The 1,929-nt window shown below is 29.9% G+C and carries 3 protein-coding genes and 1 riboswitch; all 3 genes read right to left on the bottom strand.

Features of this window, described 5'->3' with window-relative positions; genetic code table 11:
- The coding region (locus Q0F58_RS19285) for an ECF transporter S component (protein ID WP_294379692.1) at positions 1-320 on the bottom strand (320 nt) is incomplete at its 3' end.
- Positions 321-440: 120 nt separating this feature from the next.
- A riboswitch (FMN riboswitch) is annotated at positions 441-560 on the bottom strand.
- A gap of 29 nt (positions 561-589) precedes the next feature.
- The gene (locus tag Q0F58_RS19290) at positions 590-991 is read right to left on the bottom strand and encodes a pyridoxamine 5'-phosphate oxidase family protein (RefSeq protein ID WP_294379694.1); all 402 of its coding nucleotides are present in this window, start codon (positions 989-991) and stop codon (positions 590-592) included.
- Positions 992-1,206: 215 nt separating this feature from the next.
- Positions 1,207-1,902, bottom strand: coding sequence for an N-acetylmuramoyl-L-alanine amidase (locus Q0F58_RS19295; RefSeq protein ID WP_294379696.1), 696 nt, complete (start codon positions 1,900-1,902; stop codon positions 1,207-1,209).
- Positions 1,903-1,929: the final 27 nt, after the last annotated feature.

Consider the following 1,929-nt stretch of genomic DNA (forward strand, 5'->3'; position numbering starts at 1 on the left):
ATATATCCTACACTTACCATCATATTAGATAATTCTCCAATGCCAAATGTGCTTGTACCATTCAGTAAAAAATTCAAAACTATTTTTATAACTATAATAAGAAAACCTTCAATAGGTCCCATTAAAAATCCACCTAAAATTACAGGTAATTCAGAAAAATCCATTTTTACAAATGAAGGCGAAAATGGAATCCCAAATTCAAAAAGCATTAATATAGTGCTTATAGCACCCATCATTCCTACAATTACTAAATTTCTAACACTGATTACATTTCTTTTGTCATTAATCTTTTTATTCTGTATTACATTCAAATTATTCATTCATATCCTCCATCATACATAAAATATCAGGAGTTATTATTCACAGTTTCTTATATATACATACAGCCCCGAAATAATGTACATTCCAAGGCTGCATATATTAGTACACATATGAAACGTAACTACCTTTTCTCATCCGGACTATATACCGTCGGTTTCGGAATTACACCGAATCAGCTTCATCAAAAACTCGTGGACTTTTACCACCGGTCAGGAATTACACCTGCCCCAAAGATAATTTTCGTTTTTATCTTTATTTTAAAACTAAATTAGTAATTAAATTTCTTAGGAGGATTTCCTGAGAAATCTGCAATTGTTGCTTTTGCATTTTCTAAATAAAATACTTCAAATATTGGATTGTCAGCTGTATTATATTGTCCTTTTACTATTGGATTTGCCATACATGCTTCTTTTACTTCCATGTTATTTTCAAACACTGCTCTCCCATTTAATCTTATCCATGCATAACTTGCATCCGAAACTGATACTTCAATTTCTGGATTGGCTTGCATATCCTTATAAACTTCTTTTGTGTTATTTGTGCAGAACCACAACTTTCCCTCCTTTTCAAAACAGAACATAAATGGACGACATTTTGCTTTTCCATCTCTCCCTATTGTTGCTAAATATTGAACTGGATTGGCTTGTAAAAATTCTACTACTTCTTTCATTTTATTATCTTCCTTTCGCTTAAACATATTTTTTATTTTTTCTTTAAACTCATATATAATTTTCTCCTTGGATTTTCAAACGGCCGCTTGCTATACTCATATTATATATGCAGCATTTCTCTCTGTGAAGAACGCACTTTAAAGTGCTACAGGCACCTGTCAGTATTATAGTTTCATTATTATACTTAGTTTCATTTATATACTTATATACAATCTTATAGTTCATTTCCTATCGAATAAAACCAAACTCCAAGTTTATTTTTTAATATACTAATCTTTTCTACAGTTAAATACTCAGTCTCAATCCAAATCCCATTCTCATCCCCCCTAACATAACACTTAACTCCATCAAAATACTTATCAAGAATTGCTCTTATATCGACTCCATCATACCCCTCATAAGCATGTGGCAAATACTTTGTAACAATATACGCTTTCTTTTCTTCTGGTTTATCTTGAATATTGCTATCAATAGCATTACAAAGTTTATGTGATAATTGTTCCCAAGAATACTTATTATAAATATAAATATCGGTTTTTGAGTCATAGAAACAAATTTCAAAAATAATATTAGGTGCTTTTATATTCTTCATTTCATAAAGTTGATTTATTTTTACTCCTCTATTTTTAAATCCTAATGAAGCAAAGTTTTCACATATTCTTTTAGCATATGGATATGATTTACTGTTTTCTGAATACACTATACATTCAGTTCCATTAGCATTTCCGTCATAAGCATTCATATGTAAGCTGATGAACAAATCAACATTTGCATTATTAGCCTTTGTCACTCCTTCTTTTAATTCTTCACTTGATGTTGCTCCGTTACTATTACAATCAACTACTGTATGTCCATATTCAGTTAATAATTTACTTACATGAGTATAAAACTTGGATTGGTTATAATTAATTAGACAGTAATTATTCGGTCATGATAT

Source organism: uncultured Clostridium sp. (assembly GCF_934754915.1).
Taxonomy (GTDB): domain Bacteria; phylum Bacillota; class Clostridia; order Clostridiales; family Clostridiaceae; genus Clostridium.